The organism is Haloferax sp. AB510, from assembly GCF_024136985.1.
In the GTDB taxonomy this organism is placed as follows: domain Archaea; phylum Halobacteriota; class Halobacteria; order Halobacteriales; family Haloferacaceae; genus Haloferax.
Map to the genome: position 1 here is coordinate 41,691 of NZ_JAMYJY010000004.1, position 20,831 is coordinate 62,521.

Sequence of the window (20,831 nt, forward strand, 5' to 3'; positions counted from 1 at the left end):
CGGGTCATGGTGAGCGACCGCCGCGCGTCTCCACGAAGCGGTCGAGTTACCGCAGCTAGCGGCCCGGTGCCAATGTCGGTTGCGCTTCCGCGTCGGGTTTCGAGGGGTGCTGGTTTCGTTATCAACTGCCGGTTTCCCGCATCACGTTTATGTCTCCGGTCGCGCTCCGTTCGGACGATGAACGACTCGCCGCTCGACGGTCTCGACGCCCGCACGATGGCGCTGGCGTATCTCGGCTTCGGGACCGCGGGCATCCTCGGCGGCGAGTTACTCCTGTTGGCCGTGCTGGGTGCGCCCACGGCCCCCGTGGCCGAGCTTATCAAGGGGTTGTCTTTCGTCGCCGTCTCTACCGCGTTCGTCTGGGCGCTCGCCTCCCGGAAAGACCGGCGAATCGAGCGCCAACAGGCGTCGATTCGGTCGTCTTTGGACCAGCTTCGAACCGTAGTCGCCGCGTCCCCGGTTCCGATTATCGCGGTCACGCCCGAGGGGCGCGTAACGAGGTGGAACGACGCCGCCACGGAGGCGTTCGGCTGGGAGCGCGACGAGGTGCTCGGCGAGCCGCTCCCCTACAGCGCGGGCGAGAACAGCGAGAACAGCGAGGAGGTTATCCGGCGGACTATCGCTGAAGACGGCCTCTCGGACATTTCGGTCGAACGACGGCGCTCGAACGGTGACCTCCGAGGGTTTCGGCTCTCGACGGCAGTCGTCCGCGACGCCGACGGCGAGCCCGTCGAAATCGTCGGCGTCTTCGTCGACGTGACCGACCAACAGCGACGGGAGCGTCGCCTCCGCGAGTTCGAGCAGGCCGTCGAACAGGCGGGGCACGCGATTTACCTCACGACGCCGGACGGAGAGATTACGTACGTCAACCCGGCGTTCGAGGAGACCACCGGCTACGACGCCGCGGAGGCGGTCGGCGAACCCGCGTCGATTCTCAGTTCTGGCGAGATGCCGGACGCGTACTACGACCGGCTGTGGCGGACCATCCAGTCCGGTGAGACGTGGCAGGAGCGGATTATCGACCGTCGGAAGGGCGGTGAGCTCTACACCGCGATACAGACTATCGCACCCATCGCGAGCGACGGCGACATCCACGGCTACGTCGCCATCCAGTCGGACATCACCGAGTCGGAGCTGACCAGACAGCGGCTCGGCGTCCTCAACCGGATGTTCAGGCACAACCTCCGAAACCGGATGAACGTCATCGAGGGCTACGCGGAGCTGATTCGCCGGAACGCGGCCGGCGTCACCGACGAGGAACTCACCGACGCCGCGGAGACCATCGTCGAAGCGGCGAGCGAACTCGTGGCGCTCTCGGAGAAAGCCCAGACCGTCTCGGACGCCCTCGAATCCGAGGCGACGCCGCGACGTGTCTCGGCGCTCGTCGAGTCCGCCGTGTCGCGAGCCGAGTCGACGTATCCCGAGGCGACGATACGAACCGACATCGAGACGGGGCTGTTCGCGCGAGTCGACAGCCGCGTCGGCGCGGCGCTCGACGAGTTGATCGCGAACGCGCTCAAACACGGCGGCGAGACGGTCCACATCGACGTGTGCCGAACAAAAGACGACGACTCGAAGCTCGTCGTCCGCGTCGCCGACGACGGGCCCGGAATCCCCGACGAGGAATGGCGAGTCATCAAACGCGGCGAGGAGACGCCGCTCAAACACGGGACCGGGATGGGCCTGTGGCTGGTCCACTGGGTCGTCAAGAAGGCGGGCGGAAGCATGGAGTTGGAACCCTCACCCCTTGGAGGGACGGCCGTGACGCTGAAACTGCCGGTCGGAGCGGAGCGACCGCGAACGTGGTTCCCGAGCGAGGAGTGACCAACTCCACAGTTGTACAGTATATACAATCCCATCTGGCCAAGAGGTGACGCCCGTCGAGCCGAGCGTCCGATTCAGGCCTCGAGGAGTTCGACGAGGTTCCCCTCCGGGTCGCGGACGAACGCGATTCGCGTACCGCTTTCGGTCGTCTGCGGTTCGCTGAGCGTCTCGGCGTCGGACGGGAGTTCCGCCACCGCGGCGTCGACGTCGTCGACGGAGAGCCCGAGGTGGGTCGCCCCGGGGCGGTTGAGCGTCGGTTCGTCGGTGTCGGCACCGACCGGGTCGTACTCGACGAGTTCGACGCGTACGTCGCCGCCGTCGAGGTGGGCGAACCGCGCCGACGCGCCGTCGACCGAGACGGCGGCGGCGAATTCGTCGCCGCCGACTTCGAAGCGGGAGACGACCGGCAGGCCGAGTGCGTCGCGGTAGAATTCGAGCGTCGAATCGAGGTCGCGGACGGTGAGACCGACGTGGTGCGCGTTGGAGTTCACGGTTCGTCTGCGCGCGCAGAGACCCAAAGGCGCTTCGCTCGGAACGCGGTCGGCAGACGGTAACCGACCGAGACTGACCCGCGTTCGCTGGAACAAGTGCTGGATGCGCCTCCTCTCAGTTCACTGGACAGTGTTTCTCGTGCGCGCCCGCGAGGCGCGAGGCGGGTCGGGTCCCGTCGCCCAGCAGAGACCGTATCGCATATACCCGCTGGGCCGCCCAGATAGGGTACGATGGAACCGACAGGCACGCGATGCGAGGTGGTGCGACCGTGAGCGAACCGTTCGTCGAATCGCTCCCCGGGCGAGCCGTCCCCAAGTCGTTCGTCGCCGAACTCGAGACGAAAGAGGCGATTCAGCAGGCCGTCGCCGTCCGCGGTTACAACCTCGAACGCGACGGCGAGACGGTTCAGCACGCCTACCAACTGGTCGTGAACGTCCGCGGGAAGTTCATCCTCGGGCTTCACCTCACGAACGGGACGTGGCGCGTCGTCTTCGACACCCGCGACCACCCGAAACTCGCACAGGAAGGCCCGCGCGCGGCCTACGAGGCCGTCCACGACGCGCTCTACGAGCGCGCGCCCTCCGACGCGAAGATAGACTTTGAGTCGACGCCGCGGTTCTGGAACGCCACGCAGTAGGTCGTTCAGCGACGTTTTTCTACGTTTCAGCGTTCTCACGACCGTCAGCAGCGCGTGCGAACGCGCGCGCCGCGGCGACGACCCGGCCGAACCGACACCACCGTGTCCGCAGAAACTCGGGTGTGCCACGGCTCTGGTGGACGCGCCGTACGGGTGGCGGAGTCGAATTCGGGAGTATAGAGCGTCAGAACAGCGGTTCACCACCAGAAGTACCCGCCGATGGTATGCAGGTGGGATTGAACGGCTTAAATCACGAATTCGGGCGTTAGGAGCGTCCTAACCCCTCGAATAGACCAGTAAGTCGCTGCGAAATTAAATATATCCGGAACATACGAAAGGCCAACAGGAGCCGGAACATGTGGCCGCTCGAGGTCCCGTGTGGTGGGCACGAGGTGGGTCTGAGGCCGGTCCTGGGTAGAACAATGGATATCAAGAAATTCCTTAGCGAATCACGCGCAGTCTCGCCAGTCATCGGCGTCATCCTCATGGTCGCGATCACAGTCATCCTCGCGGCCGTCATCGGTACCTTCGTCCTCGGTCTCGGCGACCAAGTCGGCGACACCGCCCCGCAGGCGAGTTTCAGCTTCGAGTACGACGGTGCGCAGGAACTCACGATCACGCACGAAAGCGGTGACGCCATCGCCAGCGACGACCTGAGTGTTGCCATCCCGTCGGACATGACCGCACCAGGCGTGGTGAAAAACGACGGCGCTGACGACAACATGAACGCTGGCGAAACCATCGTTGTGACCCTTAGTGGGTCCGAAACGCTCGACAACGGCGACGAAGTGCGCCTCGTCTGGACCTCCGAATCGGGCTCCAACTCTGCGACCCTGCAGAAGTACACCTACAACGCCTGAACGGTCCGCAGCGTCACAGCCAACGAACCTCAATTTTTTCGGATGTTACCCTGAGAGCGACGGCGTTCTCCGACTCTGGTACGGAACACGCATGATACGTGAAACGTCTTCTCAATACTAGTTTATATCCTCGGAGAACGTCAGACTATCTGTTAGGTTAGCAGGCAAGCGTTCGAGGACCGATTCGAATTTTTCTCAACGGTCGCCTCTCGTCCGGCACACCTAGGAGAGACAACTATGCAAATCAAGAGAATCTTCACAGAATCACGCGCAGTCTCGCCGGTCATCGGCGTCATCCTCATGGTCGCGATTACCGTCATCCTCGCGGCCGTCATCGGTACCTTCGTCCTCGGTCTCGGCGACCAAGTCGGCGACACCGCCCCGCAGGCGAGTTTCAGCTTCAGCTACGATACGTCGACTGACGACCTCACCGTTACGCACGAAAGTGGAGCTGCAATTGACGAAGCGCGTATCGTCGTAACTGACGGGACGACGGATACGAGCTGGGACGAAACTGACGACAAGATCCAAGCGGGTGATGACTTAGTCATTGACCTTACGGGCTCACCCCTTACTGGTGGAGAGACCTACCGCATCGTCTGGACCTCGGAATCCGGCTCCAACTCTGCGACCCTGCAGAAGTGGACCTACAACGCCTGATGGTAGAATCGGCGACGATCCACACAACGCCTGATTCGGAATAACAATTTCTTTCGGAACTATCGCATAGAGAAACATCCACCTCGAATCCATAGTATTGTATTTGTAGCACAAACTTATCTGTTCGAAGACCGTACACTCGAACAGAGACCCAATGCCCAGCGACCCGCCCGCCGTCGCCTACCTCCGCGAGCATCGCGAGGACATCGTCGACCTCGCGGCGACGCTCGTCGGCCACGACACGCAGAACCCGCCGGGAGACACGCGGGAACTCGCGTCGTGGCTCGAATCGTTCTTCTCCGACCTCGGTATCGAGACCGAGCGCGTCGCCTCGGACCCGACGAAGCCGAACCTCGTAGCGACGCTTCCGGGTGCGACAGACCGGACGCTCGCCCTGTTGGGGCACCTCGATACGGTCCCGTTCGAGGCTGACGAGTGGACGCGCGACCCGCTCGGCGAGCGGGAGGGAAACCGGCTCTACGGACGTGGCGCGACCGACATGAAAGGGGCAATCGCCGCGATGCTCGCGGTGGCGGAGGCGTACGTCAAAACCGGGACGGTACCTGCGACGGACCTCGTGTTCGCGTTCGTGAGCGACGAGGAAGTCGCCGGAAAGGCGGGGTTGCCGACGCTGCTGGACCGGCGCGGGCTCTCGGCCGACGCCTGCGTGATCGGCGAGACGACCTGCGAAGGCGACCGACACTCGGTGACCGTCGCCGACCGCGGGAGCATCTGGCTGGAACTCGAAGCGACGGGGACTGCGGCCCACGGCTCCCGACCGATGCTCGGCGAGAACGCGATTCACCGCCTCTACCGCGCCGTGAGCGACATCGAATCGACGCTCGGTGACTATCGGTTCGAGTTCGACCCGGCGGTCCGGGCGCTCGTCGAGGAGTCCGCGGAGTACTACGCGCCGCAGTTTGGCGAGGATGCGGCGCGAGAGCTGTTCGAACGACCGTCGGTGAATCTGGGCGTCCTCTCGGGCGGCGACCGGGTGAACGTCGTCCCCGCCGCGGCGCGGGCGAAACTCGATGTTCGCGTGACGGCGGGCGTCGAGACGGAGGCGGTGCTCGACGGGGTTCGAGAGGTCGTCGCCGGCCACGACGGTGTCGAGATTGTCGACGCGGACTGGTCGGTCGGGACGTTCGAGGACCCCGACGGCCCGCTGGCAAACGCCGTGGGCTCGGTCGCTGAGGGCGTCACCGGTGGGCGCGTGTTCCGGCGGAGCGCAACCGGCGGCGGCGACGCGAAACGGATGCGCAACGCGGGCGTCCCGACCGTCGAGTTCGGGCTGGGAACTGAGACGGCCCACGCAACTGACGAGTTTACCACAGTCGGGGCGCTCGCCCGCAACGCCGAGGTGTACGCCAGACTCCCCGACGAGTTGTTGCGGCAATTCGATAGTGGTACCAGAACGTTTGATTCGACGGGCGTGTCACCAGCAGGCACGACTCCTTCGCGACGCGGACGACGAGAGAGTAACTCACAATGACACAGAACGCACTATGACACCCGACGAACTCCGAACGACGATTCCGGCCCTCGACGACGTCACGTATCTCAACACCGGTGCGCACGGCCCGAGCCCGCGCCCCATCGTGGAGCGGGCGACCGAATTCCTCGAATACCACGAGTACGACTCGCCGGGCGACGACGGTCCCTATCCAACCGCGTTCGACGCCTACGAGGCCGTCCGCGAGGACGTGGCCGCGTTCATCGGTGCCGAGACAGAGGAGGTGGCGCTGACCCAGAGCACCACCGACGGCATCAACCGCATCGCCACCGCGCTCGACTGGGAACCGGGCGACGTGGTCGTCCGAACCGACCTCGAACACCCGGCGGGCATCCTCCCGTGGCGGCGGCTCGAACGCGAGGGCGTCGAGGTCCGCGTCGTCGAGAGCGACGCGGGTCGGCTCGATATGGACCAGTACGCAGAGGCCGTCGCCGACGCCGACCTCGTCTGTTTCAGCGCCTTGACGTGGAACTACGGGACGCGACTCCCCGTGCGCGAGCTCGCCGACATCGCCCGCGACGCCGGCGCGCTGTCGGTCGTCGACGCGGTCCAGTCGTTCGGCCAGTATCCCGTCGACGTGGAAGAGTGGGGTGCAGACATCGTCGCCGGCGCGGGCCACAAGTGGTTGCTCGGGCCCTGGGGCGCGGGGTTCCTGTACGTCCGCCGCGACGTGGCCGAGGACATCGAACCACACGCCGTCGGCTATCGCGGCGTCACGGAACCGAACGCCGACGGCCTCGACTTCGCGCCGGGTGCCAAGCGCTTCGAGGTCGGAACCACCAACCCAGCCCCGCACGTCGCGCTCCGAGAGGCTATCGACATCGCCGAGCGCGTCGGTCTCGACCGGACCGAAGCGCACATTCGCAACCTCGCGAGTCAGTTCATCGAGGCCGTCCCAGAGAAGCGGCTGTTGAGCCCACACAACCCGGAATCGGGACTCGTCTCGTTCGAAGTCTCCGACCCGGAGGGGACGGTCGAGCGCCTCAAGTCGGCGGGCGTGGTCGTCCGAACGCTTCCCGAGCCGAAAGCGGTCCGCGCGTCGTTCCACAACTTCAACGACGAGTCGGACGTGGCGGCGCTTCGCGACGGACTCGACGGGGAGTGGTAGCTCCGGCGCTCGCAGGGCCGTCGAGAACGCGATTCGCGGGCGGTCGTTGACTCCCCCGCAGAATCTGCCTCGTCAGTGAACGTTCATATCCGGCGAGGGGGAACCCCTGAGTATGCATCCCACGGCACGAAACTTCGCCGACCAAGTACGCGATTCTCACGGCTTCGAAGTGACTATCGAGGAGTTCCCGGAGGGGACCAAGACGGCCGACGACGCGGCCGCGGCCGTCGGCTGCGACGTCGCCCAAATCGTCAAGAGCATCGTGATGCGCGTCGGCGACGAGACGGTTGTCGTCCTCACGAGCGGCGCGAACCGCGTCGACGAAGCCACGCTCGCCTCCGAATTCGGCGTCGAACAAGGCTCAGTACGAAGCGCCAACCCCGGCGAGGTGAAAGAAGCGACCGGCTGGAGCATCGGCGGCGTGCCGCCGACCTGCCACGCGACCGACTGTCCCGTCCTCGCGGACCCGACGTTCGAGTCGTTCGACCGAATTTGGGCCGCCGCGGGAACCCCCGAGGCGGTGTTTCGACTCACGCCGGGGGACCTACAGACACTTTCCGCGCCGCGATTCGTGGACGTGTTCGAGTGAGACGGGGGCGAAACGACCAGACCTCCGGCAGGCGATCCGCACTCGCACTCGCGTTCTATGTTGTCGGGCGCGACGAGAGCAACACCACGATGTCCGCTGTTCTGTTCCGTCGGTACTAACCGGGAATCGCTGCAGAGAAAACACGGGGCTATCATGGAGCTACGGCTGGTTCATCAGGCGAGATAAACTCTCCTTTCGGAGAAAATGATTACTGGATGTGGCCTTCGCGCCGGAGCTGGTCCGCGTCCTCGCCGGTGTATCGCCATTCGATGTTGGCTTTCTCGTCCTGCCAGTCCCACGGTTCGACGAGCACGACGTCGCCCTCGTTGATCCACGTGCGGTACTTCATGCGGCCGGGGATGCGGCCCATGCGGTTCTTTCCGTCTTCACAGCGGATTCGGACGTGATTGCCACCGTTGTGCTCTGTGACGACTGCGAACAGCTCGTTGTCGTTGGGCATTCGAAGGTTTCGACGCCCTTGATTTTCACTCACGTTCTTGCTCGGACCCGGAGACGGATAACTTATCGGATACTCGTGATACCAAATGTCATGACGTTGAAACCGCGGTGACGACGGTTTCGAACACCACGTTGTCCGCTGTTTTCCGACAGATTAGCCGCCGATAGGGATTGGTTCGTGGTCACACACCACGCAGTTTCGCTCGAGGCCTCATTTTAGGATACCGATCGTGATCGGTTATCACCGAGTCGTCGCTGAAGCGGTCGGGCGGGTCGCGGGGAGTCGAGGATCCCCTGCAACACCACTATGTCCGCAGTTGTTCGTCGACTCAGCCCCTGCAAAGACGCTTTCTCCAGGTCGTGAGGTTCCACCGAGCCACGAAGGACAGACGTCGTCGGTAGACGAGTCACTTCCACAGTATCGCCGCTATCACCGCCGCGGTTGCTCACGTCCCTCTCGGTCACGTGTTCTCTCTCGGAGCGTTCATAGGAGTCAAGCGGAGCGGGAACCGAGAGTACGTGTTCGGGTGAGCAGGCAAGCGAAGCGGTCGGGTCGACGCGGTCGCGTGAGAACCAACGACGCGTTTGTGTGACAATCGCTTCAGTACGTGTTCAGTGGGTATTTCGTAGGAATGTTTGATTGGTGTTTGATTGGTACTCTATTGGTACTCTATTGGTACTCTATTGGTTTGATGGTTGACACTCACACCACTTTGTCCGCTGTTCTCGGTGAGTGTGAACGTAGGGGTGAGACGGTGTGAAACGGGGAACACTCACACCACTTTGTCCGCTGTTCTTGGCGTGAGGCGGTACCCCCCTTCGTCGTGAGTTGGTTCTCTCCCGTCGGTTTTCAATCAGTCGGATTAGTTTAGATTTCTGCAGAGATGAACAAAAAGAGTCGTCTCCAAACAGCCCTCATACAATTACTATAATTGCCTGTATTACGGACTTAGTTTAAGCTATCATGTATTAAATCTTTCTCTATATTAGAGCACGCGGTTCCGTCCAGTTGTTCCACCGGTTACCTTCGTTTCCCAGAACAGCGGACAAAGTGGAGGGGGTGTGTCCCCGGTCGAGTATATAAAACACGAGAACAGCGGACACTCCGGACACGGTGGTTTTATCAACGAAGTGGTCGAACCGTGGTAGTATGCCCCTATTCGAGCGGGACACCGAGATCTATCGGGATCGGGATGCCCTCCGCGAGGATTACCAGCCCGAGGAACTCGTGGGGCGCGACGAGGAACTCCGTACCTTCCAGGCTGCGCTGCAACCGGTTATCAACGGCGAACAGCCCAACAACATCTTCCTCTACGGGAAGACCGGCGTCGGCAAGACCGCCGCGTCGCGGTACTTACTCGGGCACCTCCGTGAGGACGCGAGCCACTACGACGACATCGACCTCAGGGTCGTCTTCCTGAACTGCGACGGACTCACGAGTTCGTATCAGATCGCGACCCGACTCGTCAACGAGTTCCGTTCGGAGTCGAACCAGATCAGCACGACGGGCTATCCGCTCGGGTCCGTCTACGAGATGCTCTGGCAGGAACTCGACGACTGCGGCGGGACGATAATCATCGTTCTCGACGAGATCGACCACGTCAACGACGACAGTATCCTCTATCAACTCCCGCGGGCCCGCGCCAACGGGAACCTGGACGTCGCGAAAGTCGGTCTCATCGGCATCTCCAACGACTTCTCGTTCCGCGACGACCTCTCGCCGAAGGTCAAAAGCTCCCTGTGCGAACAGGAGATTCACTTCCCCGCGTACAACGCCAAGAACCTCCGCGCCATCCTCGAACAGCGCGCCAAGGTTGCGTTCCGCGAGGGCGTCCTCTCCGACGAGGTGATTCCGCTCTGTGCCGCCTACGGCGCGAAAGACGCCGGTGACGCCCGCCAGTCCATCGACCTGTTGATGAAAGCCGGCGATTTGGCCCGCGACGACGACACCGACCGTATCGAGGAGGAACACGTGAAACGCGGTCGGCGCGCCCTCGAGCGGGGCCGCATCAAAGAGGGAATCAACGGATTGACCGAACACGGCCACCTCGTCCTCTACTCGCTTCTGACGCTCGAGCTGGAAGACGAGACGCCGATCCGCTCCCGCGACGTTCGGCCCCGATACACCCGGTTTACCGAACTCGCCAACCGCGACCCGCTCGTCCCGCGACGGATGCGCGACCACCTCAGCGAGCTCGCGATGCTCGGAATCGTCTCCGTCACCGAGCGAAACGAGGGCCGACGCGGCGGGACGTACCGCGAGTACGCCCTCGATATGGACGTCGGGCTCATCGTCTCGGCCATGCGCGACACCATCGAACTCGTGGGCGTCCACGAGACGGTCGAACCCTTCCTCGACGGTGAGAAGACGAGCACGCTCGACGATTTCATCCAGCAGTAGGCGACCCGACTGAAATTACTGCGGACATGATGGTGTTAGTCTCGAACCCACCTCCGTCGGAGCGGTTCTCTGCCGTGTTTTGGAAGTGGTTGCTACTTCGATTCGTTCTTCAGCAGCATGCGTTCGTTCGGGTTCGCCGACCGATTTCGTTACCGATTTCCGACCGCTCGGAACACCACGATGTCCGCAGTAAATCGGCTATTTTCGCCGCTTGTTCGAACAGCGGACAGTGTGGTGTTTCTAACTTACGCGACCAACTGTTCACCAGGTAGCGGCCATCTCAGCGGCTCGCTAGCCGTACAACAGCGGACATACCGGTGTTCGATGTCGCGTCTTTCCACGTTCGAAAGCGACGTTCACTCCGCGTCTGCGACAACAGCGGACGCCGCGGTTCTCAGCCGTCGTTTTCTCCGTTCCGCTGTCGATTGTCATCGAGCGTTTCGATAACCGGCCGGCGGACTGTCGGTCTCGAACACCACATTGTCCGCTGTTCTCCGGATGTTCGAGTCGGTTTTGTTCGACTCTTCGGCTTCTCACTCCTCGCGAGTTTCGAGGACGGCGTCGGCGATTTTCTCGGGATACTCGGCGGCGACGCGGACGAGAGCGTCGTGGAACTCGCGGCCGGTCAGGTCGCGCACGTCGTGTTCCCGGCGGAGGTGCGATTCGACCTCGAACTCGGCGTCGTCTAGTCGGTCGAGCGTCGCGGTTCGGACGTAGATGCTTTTTGCGGTCGTCGCCTCGAACTCGAACGCCGGACCGCCCGCTGCCTCCGTCGCCTGCTCCGTCTCGTCGATGCTTTCCGGGCTGTCTTCTTCCGCGGTCGACTCGGCCGGCTCTCCGGGTTCGTCGCGTTCGCTGCTCTCGGCGGTCCCACTGCTTTCGCCCGCGTCGTCACTCTCGCTCGTTTCGTCTGACTCCGAGGCGGCCTCGGGGTTCGAATCGGGCGCAGCGTCGCCCTCGGACTCGGATTCGACCGCTGGTTCGGATTCCGACTTCTCGGACCCGTCGGGGGTGTCTTCGCCCGGGGGCTGCTCGTCGTTGGGTTCTGCGTCTGATTCTGATTCTGATTCCGATTCCATCGCCTCGCCGAGGCCGGCGAACCGGTTTTCCTTAGGCATCGTCGGTTCCTCCGCGTTCGACGATCTCCGCGAGCTGGTCGAGTCGGTCGAGCATGTCGTTCGACGGGTCGTACTCCCGGAGGGTCTTCCCGTCGCGCCAGGCGCGACTGAACGCGATTCGGTGTCTGATTCCCGGTCCCTTGGAGTCGGGGTCGTCGAACAGCTCCGAGCGGGCGAACGGGGGGATGAACTGCTCGAAGGGAGAGTCTTCGAGGTCGCGAATGATGCGCTTTTCTTCGTTGTTCCCGGTGAGGTCGTTGGGGACGATAGCGAGAATGTCGAGGTCGACCTCGCGGCGAATCGGTCCGATTTGTTGTTCGAACATCCGCTCGAAGCCGCTCACGCTCGGCTCGCTCATGAGGAGCGGAACGACGACGTTCCCGGTTCCGATGAGCGCCGCGTCGGACAGCGGGCCGAGGCTCGGCGGCGAGTCGATGACGATGTAGTCGTACTCGTCGTCGTCCAAGAGCGGGTCGACGATTCGGCGGCGGACCCAGAGCACGCCGAACGTCGAGTTCCGGACTCGGTCTTCGATATCGTCGAGGTCGACGTGGGCGGGAAGCACGTCGAAGCCCTCGCGGTCGCGTATCACTTCGCGCACGTCCACGGGTTCGTCGTCGGTCAGCACGTCGCCGACGTTCGGCTCCGACGACTCGTAGGCGTCTTTCATCCCGACGCCCTCGGTCGCGTTCCCCTGCTGGTCGAGGTCGACTAAGAGCACGTCGTTCCCCCGTGCGGCGAGCGCGTCGGCGAGGTTGATGGCAATCGTCGTCTTTCCGACGCCGCCTTTCTGGAGCGAGACGCTCACGGCTCGCGACATCTATCGAGCCTCCTGCGGAGCGCGATGTTCACAAATTGTACACAGTCTACGCTGTGTCTGCCGTTTGGGCGGTGCAAACTCCGTTTGAACTGTGGACTGTGCGGACATTTGAGGGGCTTGAACGGACCTTCCGCGGCGTACCACATAATTTTATCCACGACTTTTGAACCGTTGGGACTGCTTCTACATTCTACAAATTCTACAATGTCTACAAATTTTAAAAATTGTAAACTGTCGCCTGTCGGGATCCGGTGATTCGCCTGCGCTCTCCGTTTGTGGACTGTTTCAGCTTCGTCCGGGGCGTTCGGTTTCCAAACATCGCTCGCGATCTGGGAATCGTTCACACTGTGCGAATCTTTCGCGGTGTAGACTACCTCAACACTCCACAACCTCTATACTTCGTGCAAATTCTACAATTTGTACACGTTCTACACGGTCTGGAGCTCGTAAGCGGTGCGAACTTCCCAGACGGTTTCAGATTCCTCCACCGTTCGAACCGTTTGGAGTGCTTCGGCAGTCTGCACTCTCTTCGCTGTTTCCACTGCGCTCGAAGTTCACGCTCTCCTCGAAGTGTGCACTGTCACCGCAGTTTACACCATCCTCGAAGTCCGCCCGGTGTCGACTGTGCGAACTTCGTTCCGGCCGCCGCCCGATTCAAACTGAACCGAAGAAAGCGATATTCAGCGTCTCTCCCCCGCAGATACTGCGGACACAGTGGTGTTGTCCGTCGTCTCGTCTCAGTTGGCGAGCTTGTCTGCGAACTTCTCGCGGACCTTCTCGATTTTCGGGCTCGCGTGGAACTGGCAGTACGCGTCGTCGGGGTTCTTTTCGAAGTAGTCTTGATGGTACTCCTCGGCCTCGTAGAACGTCTCTAACGGAGCCAACTCCGTGACGACCTTGTCGTCGTACTCCTCGTCGAGGGCTTCGATGTAGGCCGACGCCTGTCGCTCCTGTTCGTCGTCGTGATAGAGGACGATAGAGCGGTACTGTGTCCCCACGTCCGGTCCCTGTCGGTTGAGTTGGGTCGGGTCGTGGACCGCGAAGAACACCTCGAGCAGTTCGTCGTAGCCGACGGCCGCGGGGTCGTACTCCACCTGCACGACCTCGGCGTGGCCGGTGTTCCCCGAACAGACCTGCTCGTAGCTCGGGTTCTCCGTCTTCCCGCCGGCGTAGCCCGACGTGACTTCGCTGATACCGTCGAGTTCTTTGAACGCGGCTTCGACACACCAGAAACAGCCGCCACCGAACGTCGCAGTCTGTGTGCTTCCCATAGGTCCGGTTACGTCGCCGAGGAATTAAGCCCCGCGGCGGGGGCAGTCACGGCCGAAGTCTGGTGCTCGGGACGACCGCCGACCCACGCGGCGCTCCGACGAGCGAGTCCCGGACGCGTCCGTGGGTTTTCCCGACCGGAATGTACCCGAAGCCAACATTTAACCGCCCTGTCTGTCAGCAATTACTATGGAAGACGTATTCGTTGCGAGGCTCATGTCCACGACCCTCCACACGGTCACCCCAGACACGCTCGTCGAAGACGCGGCGCAGTTGATACTGGACAACAACATCAGCTCGGTCATCGTCGTCGACGAGGACAACCGACTCGAGGGTATCCTGACGACGACCGACTTCGTCGACATCGTCGCGAAGAGCCAGCCGAAAGCACAGACGACCGTCGAGCGCTACATGACCACCGACGTGATTACCGCGGGAGCGCAGGATTCCATCGTCACCGTCGCGGAGTCGATGACCGAACACGGCTTTCACCACATGCCCGTCGTCGACGACGAGGAGGGCGTCATCGGGATGATTACCACCTCGGACCTCGCGGCCTACCTCTCGCAGACCGGACAGCTGGCGCGGTCGTAACGCGTTCTTTTCCCTGCCGGTAACTCCGCGTTACTCCACCTGTTCGGAGAGGCTCTCGACGACGCTCGCCAGCCGCGGGTCCGTCGCGTGGCCGTGGTGGACCGCGAGGGGCGAGACGCTCACCTCGCCGTCGACCATCGCGCGGCGGTCGCTCCCGACCGGATAGCGGTCGCGGTGTTCGTCGTCGAGCGGGAACGGGTTCTCGAAGCCGACGGCGTCGGGCCACGAAACGTCTTGGAGTCGGACGTAGACCTCGCCGTCGTCGAGGTCGTGCTCGCGGTCGCCGTCCGGGAGTGCGCCGGCGTCCGCGTGGTGGTCGACCTGTTGGTCGTAGTCCGCGAAGGGGCTGGTCACGCGCATCCGGGGACTCGGCACGTCCGCCGGGGCGTTGACGTTCAGGAGGTCGACCTCGTCGAACACGTCCGTGCCGAAGACGCGCTCGGTCAGGGCGCGGGCGACCCGGGCGGGCCGGGAGAAATCGTACTCCTCGGGCGGGTGGCAGAAGAAGTCTCGCGCGTGGTAGCTGGAGACGGCGATGGCCGGCGTCCCGAGGAACGCCGCCTCGACGCCCGCGCCGACGGTTCCCGACCGGCCGACGACGTAGTTGCCCGCGTTCGGCCCGTCGTTGATACCGGAGACGACGATATCGAAGTCGGCGTCGAGGCCGCGGAGCCCGTAGGCGACGCAGTCCGCCGGGGTTCCTTCGAGGGCGTACCCCCACGGGTGGTCGCGGCGGACCGCGTGTTCGTTGCGGGCGCGGCCGACGCCGCTTTGGTTCTCAGCGGGTGCGACGACGGTCACGTCGCCGATTGCGGTGAGTTCTTCGCGCATGGCGGCGATGCCGGGCGCGTCGATGCCGTCGTCGTTGGTGAGGAGGATTCGGAGCGGAGACGAGGAGTCGGTCATCTACTCGGGAATTTCTGCCGGCCGTCGTAGCTATTCCGGATTCGGACCCGGTGACGTATTCGACCGCCGCCTCGCCGTCGGTAGCGGGTCGTACTCCACGTCGTCGATGGTCGCCCGCCAGTACGGCAGGTCGCCCGACGGGAGGTTCCACGCCACCTCCGCCGTCGTTGGCACGCGAACCCCGTCCAGTTCGCGGTAGTCGCTGAAGTATCCCGTCCACGGGCACCGCTCGAACTCGCCGTCCCCCGTGTCGCGCCACCGGTCCGCGGTGACGCGCACTATCTCGTCGTTCTCGTCGAAGTGGAACACGACAGTCGCGGTCGAGCCGCGGTGGGCGAGCGTCGCCCGGGCCGAACGGTCGTCTCTCGGCTCCCAACTGACGCCGTGGCCGGGGAGAAACGCGGTCGGGAACCAGACCATCTCGGCGAGGTGGCGGGCGAGTTCACCTTCGTCCAACTCGGGTGAGCGCGGGGCATCCGCGACGGTGATAACCGAAAGGAACTTCGCCTCCAACGACCCCGCACCGCCGACGAAGGCGTCCACGACCCGGACCGGTAGAAACGGCACGAGATCGATTCGGGTGTCCCAGACGAACCCCGGCGGGGCCACCGTGTAGTGCTGGGTCGCCGTCATCGACTTCCACGGCGAATCCGCGTCGCCGAGTCTGAACTCACCCGTCTGGCGGAGCCGGACCGACTGGACATCGGGGTACTCGCCCGGTAGCACGCGTTCGAGATACCGGCGAACTGGGGCGGGCAGGTCGCTGATATCGGCCGTGTCTGTCGCTTCCACATCGCTCGTGGTCGATTCGGCCTGTTCTCGCCGGAGCGCATCGAGCAGTCGCGCGGCCGTATCGTCGGCGCGCGCCCGGATTACGACGAGGAGAGCGCCGACGGCGAGCGCACCGCCGACAAGCGCGAGGCCGAGTCGTCCGAGCGTTCGCTTGTATGACATACCGAACGGTACGCGGGAGATCGATATGAGTCTCGCCGTGACTCTCACGGTCTGACGCAGACCGTCTTCCGGCCACGGGCGGTGTCGTCGCGAGCGGCGCTCCCCCGGCCAAATTCCTGTCAACGTGACGTTCATAAATTCGAGATACTCACGAACGCGTGAATATAATTCAAACGGTGACTTTATGTAATTAAGTTCGTACTAACGAACGAATGCGCACCGAACCGATGCGGCCGGCACGCCGGGCACCCGCCGACATCGCGGTTAATCTCCCGTTAACTCGTCTCATTTCGGTAGATTCGTCTCTGTCGTGGTCGACGGCTCTCTGGTCTGTGACCGCCACGACTGCCGCGAGCGATGCGGGCCGTCGCCCCTGCCGGGCCACCTTCTCCACTCGCCGTCGAACCCCCTTGACAGCGACCCCCGACTGGACAGCCGACCGACCCGTTTCCCCAAGCGAGGTGGGCGTTGCGTGAGCCACGTCGGCGAGACCGACGACGTGCCGTGGGACGACGTGGGCTTCGTCATCAGCTCTCGCTACCGCATCTCCGTTCTCGATAGGCTCTCGGAGGGTCCGGCGACGCCGACGCAAATCGCCACCGACTCCGAGAGCGCGGTCGCTCACGTCTCGCGGGCGCTGCAAGAACTCAGAGACCGGTCGCTCGTTGAACTCCTCGTCCCGGAACAGCGTCGAAAAGGGCGGGTGTACGGCATCACCGACGACGCCGAGAACATCTGGGACGTCATTCAGACACAGCAGATGACGTGAGTGCGGCCGTCTCGCGGCTTTCTCACGGCAGATCTGGCGCGTCGTGCGACCGACCGACTCACTTCGTCGCGATTCGCTCCGACCCCTTGTTCAGGAGCTGGTAGGTCCGCTTGGCGAGGTTCATGCCGACGCCGGTCGACTCGACGACGTAGTACGGGACGAGCTCGCCGCCGAACTTCGATTTGTAGTTGCAGAGCCGTTCCGTGTTCGCGCCGACGAGGTCGTACTTCGTGACCGACGCGAGCGCTTCGTCTTCGACGATGTCCTCGATGATGGTCCAGTGGAGCAGGCTGTTGATGCTGACGCCGTCGTACTCGCCGCGCGCGCCGCCGAGCCAGAAGTAACCCACCTCGTCCGAGAAGGGAACGATCATCCCGCTGAGGTACTCGCCGTCTGGGTCGCGGGCGACGTACACGCGACACCGGTCGCCGAGGTTTTCCACCAGCGACTCGACGAACTCCCACGGCATTCCGAACGGTTCGTCCTGCTCGTCGTACCGTGAGACTACGTCGTCGTAGACGACGCGAGCGCCGTCGAGTCCCTCGTCCGCGATGGTGATATCGAGTTCGCGGGCTTGCCGAATCTCGCGGCGGAGGCTGCTGCTGAACTGGGCCTGTATCTCGTCGAGCGAGCGCCCGCCGAGGTCGAGTCGGTAGGTGAAAGAGGGCTTGACCGCGAAGCCGGTCCATTCGAACGGGCGGGGGTCGAGGTACGACGGCGAACAGAGCAGGCGGACGAATGTCCGGTTCGAGCGGATGCCGAGCTCCTCGACCACGAGATCGGCGAACTCGCGGTTCACCGACTCGTAGGCGCTCTGTTTCGGGCTGTTCGGCATCATCACCGGGCCGATGTAGGGAATCGCCATCGACGGCGGCGGCGAGACGACGACCCGTCCGAGGGGGTTTCGGCGGACGAACGTCGGGAACAGCGCGACCGGTTCTTGGCCCTTGAAGACGCCGAACAGGTGCATTTCGCCGTCGAAGTGCTCGTCGATGGCGGCGAGCACCGCGGGGGTGTGGAAGACTTCGGTGCCCGACGAGGGGAGCGCGGCTCCCCACTCGTCGAGGCTCAGGGGTTCGATACGGAGTTGTGACATGTGTCGTAGTCGTGTGATTGGATGGTCGTCGGGCGATACGTCGGTCGGGTCGTCATCGGTGGAGGAACCCCGAGACGAGTCGCGACGGGAGGCTCGTCCCGTTTCCCCGGGACAGCATCTCGATGCCGGGGCCGAGGCGGCTCTTATACAGGTGCGCGATGGTTCTGACCGGGAGCGCGCCGTGCTCGATCTGGTAGAACGTGACGAGTTCGGGGTTGTACTTGCTCTTGTAGCGGTTGAGTCGGCGGTTGTTCGCGCCGACGAGGTCGTAGCGGTGCATCCCGGCGGCCATGCCGTCGCGCATGATGCGCCAGTCCAGCAGGTCGTTGACGTCGATGCCGAAGTCCCGCTGGGGTTTGACGCCGCCGAGCCAGCGGTAGAGCGTGTCGCCGTACTGCAGGACGAGAATCCCGCTCACGAACGCCCCGTCGTACCGGAAGACGTAGGGCCGGACCTGTCCCGCGGGGAGCGCGTCGTACAGGTCCATGACGAACTGCGGCGGTACGTCGAACGACAGGTCCTGTTCCTCGTAGCGGTCTTTGACCAGCGTGAGAATCGAACAGATGTCGTCGCGGTCGCCCTCCTCGACACCCGAGACGAGCTTTCGGCCGTCGCGGATGTTCCGCCGGGCGCTCCGGCTGAACGACATGAGGAGGTCCTCTTCGCCCCGGGTCAGGTCGACGTTGTAGGTGTACTTCGGCGACACGTCGCAGCCGCCCCACAGGAACGTCCGCATGTCGGTGTAGTAGTCGCCGACGCGGACGTGCGTGTAGTTCGGGCCGATGTGTTCGTCTATCCACTCGGTACAGCCGTCGATGAACTGGTTGCGGCGGCGCTCGAACTTCCGGCTCTTGATGTTGCCGGCGTCGAGCATCACGGGCCCGAGATACGGGACGCCGATGTGCGGCGGCGGCGAGAACGCCGTCTTGACCAGCCCCTTCCGGATCTCGAAGACGGGGAACAGCCCGACCGGCTCTTCGGTTTTGTAGCCGACGAGCAGGTGGAGCTTCGAGTTCGAGTACTTCGCCTGGAGCCGAAGCGCCTCGTACTGGTGAAAGAGGCTCGCCTGACTCGACCGCTCGACGTACGTGTCCCACTCGTTGCGGTCGCGGTGGTCGAACTCGGTAATCTCGATGGTCATGGGCTGCGGGAGGTCCGGCGATCTTCGCGCTGCGTCCGTTGTCGTCGACAACATCGAGCGCGGTCGTCGCGGCCGAGCCGACCGAAATCAGCCGACTCACCCGCCGACTCGGCGGCCCCGTATATCAACCCGCGATTCGGTCGGGCCGCGTCAGCGTGTATCATTCGAAAAGACATTCTCGAGCTACTGTGACGGGAGGATGGGGATTTGTTATGAAGCGACTAGCCGGCGTTCGCGCCGGCCTGCCCCCCGTCAGGGGCGCTCTGCCGCCGCCCGTAGGCGCTCGATACCGTCGGCGTCGATGCCGTAGCCGTGAGTCGGTTCGCCAGAGATTCTGGTGGCGACGTACTCGGCGATGGCGTAGGCCATCCACGCCTGACACCACCGCATGAGCGTCATGCGCTTGGTGTAAAAGCGGTGTTTGCGGAAGTAGAACCGACCCTCGGACGGGACGTACATGTTCGCCAGCGCCCAGTCAATGGCGCGCTCGGCGCGGTCGTACTGCCCGGCGTAGGTGAACACGAGGATGCCTTGTGCCGTCGCGTGGATGTCGCGGGGGTAGGGGTGCTCCTCGTCGAAGTTGGGCGCGCCGTCCTCGTCGAACAGTTCGCGGGCGTAGAAGTCGAGGCCGCGTTCGAGCGTCTCGTCGTACCGACCGCTGCCGACGAGTTGCTCGTAGCGCTGGAAGCACTCGACGATGAAGCCGTTGTGGTGGTTGTCCATCGAGAGGTGCGAGGCGCTCGCGGGCTCGCGGTAGTACCACCCGCCGCGGTCGGTCTGCTTGGACGCGACGAAGTCGTACACCTTCTCGGCGCGTTCGAGCAGTTCCTCGTCGCCGAAGTAGTCGTACAGCTCGACGAACAGTCGCGCCCCGATAGCCAGCGCGTTGAGGGTGTAGCTGTCCTTCGGGTGCGAGAGGTAGTAGTCCATGACCGCGCCGTCGTCCTTCGGCCGGTAGTTGAGGTCGTTGAGCATCACGTCGACGGCGGTCTTGGCGATGTCCGGGTAGTCCGGGTCGAACTCCCGCCCCGCGAGGAGCGCCTTGACGCCGTAGGCCGTCGAGACGATGTTCGGCGAGTGTGGAATCCCCGACCGCGGGCCGTTGCGGCCGGAGATATGCTGGATGACGTGGCGGTGACTACCGGCGAAGCCGCTGTAGCCCTTGGCTTGGTTCTCGACGAGCCACTCCGTCAGCGAGGCCGCGTCGTCGCGGTACGTCTCCGCCGGGCGGTCGCCGTCGAACCACTCGGCCAACTGGGCGCGGGTCCGGTTCGCCATGGCGAACAGCGTGATGCCCTTGAAGTTCCGGCGCTTCTCGACGAGGAACAGCGGGCGGACGTTGACGGGCGAGCGCTTGATGAACTCCTGGACCGCGAGGTTGAACCAGCGGTTGTCGATGGGAACCGACAGCAGGAGCCTGCTGCTCATGCCGTCGCCGTAGTCCCAGCCTTTGTAGTCGCGTTCGCGGGCGTAGTCGAGCACGTCGTCGAGTACGTCGACGTACCGCTGGAGTCGCTCCGTGTCGGCGTCGGCGTCGGCGTCGCCGTCCCGGTGATACTGCTTCGGTGATGGATTCATGATATAGAATAGCCTCTCTGAGGGGGTATTGGCTGTCCGAGAG

Annotated in this window: 20 protein-coding genes; 10 read left to right on the forward strand and 10 right to left on the reverse strand. The window is 63.6% G+C overall.

Annotated features, from left to right (window positions below):
- The first annotated feature begins 177 nt into the window (after window positions 1-177).
- Window positions 178-1,824 carry a PAS domain-containing sensor histidine kinase gene (locus NKF06_RS01445; protein WP_253244303.1) on the forward strand — a complete coding sequence of 549 codons (1,647 nt, stop codon included), beginning with the start codon at window positions 178-180 and terminating at the stop codon, window positions 1,822-1,824.
- 74 nt (window positions 1,825-1,898) lie between these two features.
- Here the strand turns inward: NKF06_RS01445 and NKF06_RS01450 are convergent, their stop codons facing one another.
- Entirely contained in the window at window positions 1,899-2,315 is a 417-nt protein-coding gene (locus tag NKF06_RS01450; protein WP_253244304.1) for a VOC family protein, read from the reverse strand.
- Between the two features lie 269 nt (window positions 2,316-2,584).
- Here NKF06_RS01450 and NKF06_RS01455 point away from each other — a divergent pair, with 269 nt between their 5' ends.
- From NKF06_RS01455 to NKF06_RS01480, 6 genes are all read left to right on the forward strand, one after another.
- Window positions 2,585-2,953: a hypothetical protein gene (locus NKF06_RS01455; protein ID WP_253244305.1), complete on the forward strand. Its 369-nt coding sequence runs from the start codon at window positions 2,585-2,587 to the stop codon at window positions 2,951-2,953.
- Window positions 2,954-3,375: 422 nt separating this feature from the next.
- Window positions 3,376-3,813 carry a type IV pilin gene (locus tag NKF06_RS01460; RefSeq protein WP_253244306.1) on the forward strand — a complete coding sequence of 146 codons (438 nt, stop codon included), beginning with the start codon at window positions 3,376-3,378 and terminating at the stop codon, window positions 3,811-3,813.
- A gap of 237 nt (window positions 3,814-4,050) precedes the next feature.
- Window positions 4,051-4,473, forward strand: coding sequence for a type IV pilin N-terminal domain-containing protein (locus NKF06_RS01465; RefSeq protein WP_253244307.1), 423 nt, complete (start codon window positions 4,051-4,053; stop codon window positions 4,471-4,473).
- Window positions 4,474-4,627: 154 nt separating this feature from the next.
- Window positions 4,628-5,965 carry a M20 family metallopeptidase gene (locus NKF06_RS01470; protein ID WP_253244308.1) on the forward strand — a complete coding sequence of 446 codons (1,338 nt, stop codon included), beginning with the start codon at window positions 4,628-4,630 and terminating at the stop codon, window positions 5,963-5,965.
- A gap of 13 nt (window positions 5,966-5,978) precedes the next feature.
- The gene (locus NKF06_RS01475) at window positions 5,979-7,094 is read left to right on the forward strand and encodes an aminotransferase class V-fold PLP-dependent enzyme (protein WP_253244309.1); all 1,116 of its coding nucleotides are present in this window, start codon (window positions 5,979-5,981) and stop codon (window positions 7,092-7,094) included.
- 112 nt (window positions 7,095-7,206) lie between these two features.
- Window positions 7,207-7,683, forward strand: a complete 477-nt coding sequence (locus tag NKF06_RS01480) for a YbaK/EbsC family protein (protein ID WP_058826434.1) — start codon at window positions 7,207-7,209, stop codon at window positions 7,681-7,683.
- A 208-nt stretch (window positions 7,684-7,891) separates the two neighbouring features.
- Here NKF06_RS01480 and eif1A read toward each other — a convergent pair whose 3' ends face one another.
- Window positions 7,892-8,176, reverse strand: coding sequence for a translation initiation factor eIF-1A (gene eif1A, locus NKF06_RS01485; RefSeq protein WP_013035036.1), 285 nt, complete (start codon window positions 8,174-8,176; stop codon window positions 7,892-7,894).
- Window positions 8,177-9,292: 1,116 nt separating this feature from the next.
- Between eif1A and NKF06_RS01490 the strand changes: the two genes are divergently transcribed.
- Window positions 9,293-10,543: an orc1/cdc6 family replication initiation protein gene (locus NKF06_RS01490; RefSeq protein ID WP_058826435.1), complete on the forward strand. Its 1,251-nt coding sequence runs from the start codon at window positions 9,293-9,295 to the stop codon at window positions 10,541-10,543.
- A 533-nt stretch (window positions 10,544-11,076) separates the two neighbouring features.
- Here the strand turns inward: NKF06_RS01490 and NKF06_RS01495 are convergent.
- The 3 genes from NKF06_RS01495 to msrA all read right to left on the reverse strand — a co-directional run bounded on the left by NKF06_RS01495 (window position 11,077) and on the right by msrA (window position 13,752).
- The gene (locus NKF06_RS01495; protein WP_253244310.1) at window positions 11,077-11,661 is read right to left on the reverse strand and encodes a hypothetical protein; all 585 of its coding nucleotides are present in this window, start codon (window positions 11,659-11,661) and stop codon (window positions 11,077-11,079) included.
- Window positions 11,654-12,481, reverse strand: a complete 828-nt coding sequence (locus NKF06_RS01500) for a ParA family protein (RefSeq protein WP_058826437.1) — start codon at window positions 12,479-12,481, stop codon at window positions 11,654-11,656. Before NKF06_RS01500 ends, NKF06_RS01495 begins: the two co-directional genes overlap by 8 nt.
- A 737-nt stretch (window positions 12,482-13,218) precedes the next feature.
- Window positions 13,219-13,752, reverse strand: coding sequence for a peptide-methionine (S)-S-oxide reductase MsrA (gene msrA, locus NKF06_RS01505; protein ID WP_058826438.1), 534 nt, complete (start codon window positions 13,750-13,752; stop codon window positions 13,219-13,221).
- Between the two features lie 187 nt (window positions 13,753-13,939).
- Here msrA and NKF06_RS01510 point away from each other — a divergent pair, with 187 nt between their 5' ends.
- Complete coding sequence (locus NKF06_RS01510; protein WP_042665409.1) at window positions 13,940-14,344, forward strand: CBS domain-containing protein; 405 nt, start codon at window positions 13,940-13,942, stop codon at window positions 14,342-14,344.
- Window positions 14,345-14,374: 30 nt separating this feature from the next.
- Here NKF06_RS01510 and surE read toward each other — a convergent pair whose 3' ends face one another.
- Both surE and NKF06_RS01520 read right to left on the reverse strand, forming a co-directional pair.
- The gene (gene surE, locus NKF06_RS01515) at window positions 14,375-15,250 is read right to left on the reverse strand and encodes a 5'/3'-nucleotidase SurE (protein ID WP_253244311.1); all 876 of its coding nucleotides are present in this window, start codon (window positions 15,248-15,250) and stop codon (window positions 14,375-14,377) included.
- A 30-nt stretch (window positions 15,251-15,280) separates the two neighbouring features.
- Window positions 15,281-16,204: a DUF6544 family protein gene (locus tag NKF06_RS01520; protein ID WP_253244312.1), complete on the reverse strand. Its 924-nt coding sequence runs from the start codon at window positions 16,202-16,204 to the stop codon at window positions 15,281-15,283.
- 472 nt (window positions 16,205-16,676) lie between these two features.
- On the opposite strand from NKF06_RS01520, the gene NKF06_RS01525 reads away from it, so the two are divergent.
- The gene (locus tag NKF06_RS01525; protein ID WP_042663898.1) at window positions 16,677-16,973 is read left to right on the forward strand and encodes a winged helix-turn-helix domain-containing protein; all 297 of its coding nucleotides are present in this window, start codon (window positions 16,677-16,679) and stop codon (window positions 16,971-16,973) included.
- A gap of 58 nt (window positions 16,974-17,031) precedes the next feature.
- Here the strand turns inward: NKF06_RS01525 and NKF06_RS01530 are convergent, their stop codons facing one another.
- From NKF06_RS01530 to NKF06_RS01540, 3 genes are all read right to left on the reverse strand, one after another.
- Window positions 17,032-18,069 (reverse strand): GNAT family N-acetyltransferase, encoded by a 1,038-nt coding sequence (locus NKF06_RS01530; protein WP_042663903.1) that lies wholly within the window; start codon window positions 18,067-18,069, stop codon window positions 17,032-17,034.
- A gap of 52 nt (window positions 18,070-18,121) precedes the next feature.
- Window positions 18,122-19,210 (reverse strand): GNAT family N-acetyltransferase, encoded by a 1,089-nt coding sequence (locus tag NKF06_RS01535; protein WP_253244313.1) that lies wholly within the window; start codon window positions 19,208-19,210, stop codon window positions 18,122-18,124.
- A 252-nt stretch (window positions 19,211-19,462) separates the two neighbouring features.
- Window positions 19,463-20,788, reverse strand: a complete 1,326-nt coding sequence (locus NKF06_RS01540; protein WP_253244314.1) for an antibiotic ABC transporter permease — start codon at window positions 20,786-20,788, stop codon at window positions 19,463-19,465.
- Window positions 20,789-20,831 lie beyond the last annotated feature (43 nt).